This window comes from Holdemanella sp. (assembly GCF_056804935.1).
This window is the reverse complement of sequence record NZ_DBMEXE010000290.1, coordinates 1-1,582: the sequence shown is the minus strand read 5'-3', so window position 1 is coordinate 1,582 and position 1,582 is coordinate 1. Positions and strand designations below refer to the sequence as shown.

At 34.4% G+C, this 1,582-nt stretch carries 2 protein-coding genes and 2 pseudogenes; all 4 read left to right on the top strand.

Annotation, left to right across the window (positions count from 1 at the left end; translation table 11 throughout):
- Positions 1 to 234 (top strand): annotated as a pseudogene (locus ACZQCL_RS09425) (tRNA (guanosine(37)-N1)-methyltransferase TrmD); the annotation flags it as partial.
- 119 nt (positions 235 to 353) lie between these two features.
- Positions 354 to 701, top strand: coding sequence for a 50S ribosomal protein L19 (rplS, locus tag ACZQCL_RS09420; protein ID WP_117571589.1), 348 nt, complete (start codon positions 354 to 356; stop codon positions 699 to 701).
- A gap of 85 nt (positions 702 to 786) precedes the next feature.
- On the top strand, positions 787 to 1,464 hold the full coding sequence (lepB, locus tag ACZQCL_RS09415; protein ID WP_482483022.1) for a signal peptidase I: 678 nt from the start codon (positions 787 to 789) through the stop codon (positions 1,462 to 1,464).
- Positions 1,465 to 1,493: 29 nt separating this feature from the next.
- Positions 1,494 to 1,582, top strand: a pseudogene (locus tag ACZQCL_RS09410) (ribosome biogenesis GTPase YlqF); the annotation flags it as partial.

Here is a 1,582-nt window from a genome sequence, read left to right as displayed (position 1 = left end):
ACAAAACATCAACGCTCTTTTGCCCATTATCATCAAAATACTAGGCCAGAAATCTATGATGGAAAAAGAGTTCCAGATGTATTATTGAGTGGTCATCATGCGAACATCAAGAAGTATAGACATGAAGAGTCTTTAAAAAGAACAGCGATGTATCGCCCGGATTTATTAGAAAATTTAAAATTAAATAAAGAAGATCAAAAAGTAGTTGATTCCGTGTTAAAAATCCAAAAATAATTCTTGCGCAAAATCTATTGACATGGTAATATTAATAGGCGTTTACGCATAGGTAGTTCCGCTGGCACATTGTGTGAATGAACTGATAACCAAATATTAGAAAAGAAGGAGAAAAGAAAATGAACTTAGGATTAGTTAATGAAGTAACAAAATCACAATTGAAGACTGATATTCCAGCATTCCGTTCTGGTAGTACTGTTCGTGTTCACGTTAAAATCAAAGAAGGTGACAAGAGCCGTATCCAGGTATTCGAAGGTGTTGTAATTGAACGTGCAGGTGGAGGAATCTCTGAAACATTCACAGTTCGTAAGATTTCTAACCAAATTGGTGTTGAACGTAAATTCCCTTTACACTCACCAATCATTGACCACATTGAAGTAGTTCGTCACGGTAAAGTACGTCGTAACAAGTTATCTTACTTACGTAACCGTTCAGGTAAAGCTGCTCGTTTAAAAGAAGTTCGTTAATTGTTTAAAAAAAGTCTGATTTTCAGGCTTTTTTTTCTAAATAGCTTTATAATAGATTTATAACATTTAGGGGGTTAGAGATTATATGAAGAAGTCAAAGAAAAACGAGCTAAGGTACAATGAAGATGACGAACGTACTTTACTAGAAGATATACTTGATTTTGTTAAAGTGTTTGTCATTAGTGCCATTGTGATTTTATTGTTCGTAAATTTTGTGGCACATCCAGTTCGTGTAGATGGAAAAAGTATGTATCCAACATTAAAAGATGGGGAATTTGGATTCACAAATGTTGGAGGCGTATTATTAAATGGTGTAGAACGAGGGGATATAGTCGTTGTAACCATGGAAGAAAATGGGCAGAAAACACATTGGGTAAAACGTGTAATCGGATTACCTGGTGAAACTGTCAGCTGTGTAAATGATGTGATTTATATTAATGGAAAAGCATTGGACGAGACTAAATATATAGATCCGGACTATCGTCAGAAATTTATGGAAGAGCATGATAATTGTAATTGGTTTAATAAAGTGTTTAATTCTAATGATAAAGAGAATAAGCGTAATTATAATCCGGATTTTGAAGATCGAACTTATATTGATTTTAAAGAAGTTACATTGGGTGATGATGAGTATTTTGTGATGGGAGATAATCGTCCTTATTCTAAAGATTCACGCTATGTAGGTCCAGTTAAGAAATCACAGATCTTTGCCAAGAAGATGTTAGTCTTGTTACCAATTTCAGATATAGGAGTGAAAGATTAGTGGCAAACGTACAATGGTTTCCAGGTCATATGACCAAGGCCAAAAGGCAAATGGAAGAGAATTTAAAAAAAGTTGATTTTGTGATTGAGATTCGTGATGCAAGAATGCCAGATGCCAG

Excerpts from the sequence above, each read along its gene's own strand:
- lepB (WP_482483022.1), top strand. The coding sequence starts at position 787 with ATGAAGAAGTCAAAGAAAAACGAGCTAAGGTACAATGAAGATGACGAA.
- rplS (WP_117571589.1), top strand. The coding sequence starts at position 354 with ATGAACTTAGGATTAGTTAATGAAGTAACAAAATCACAATTGAAGACT.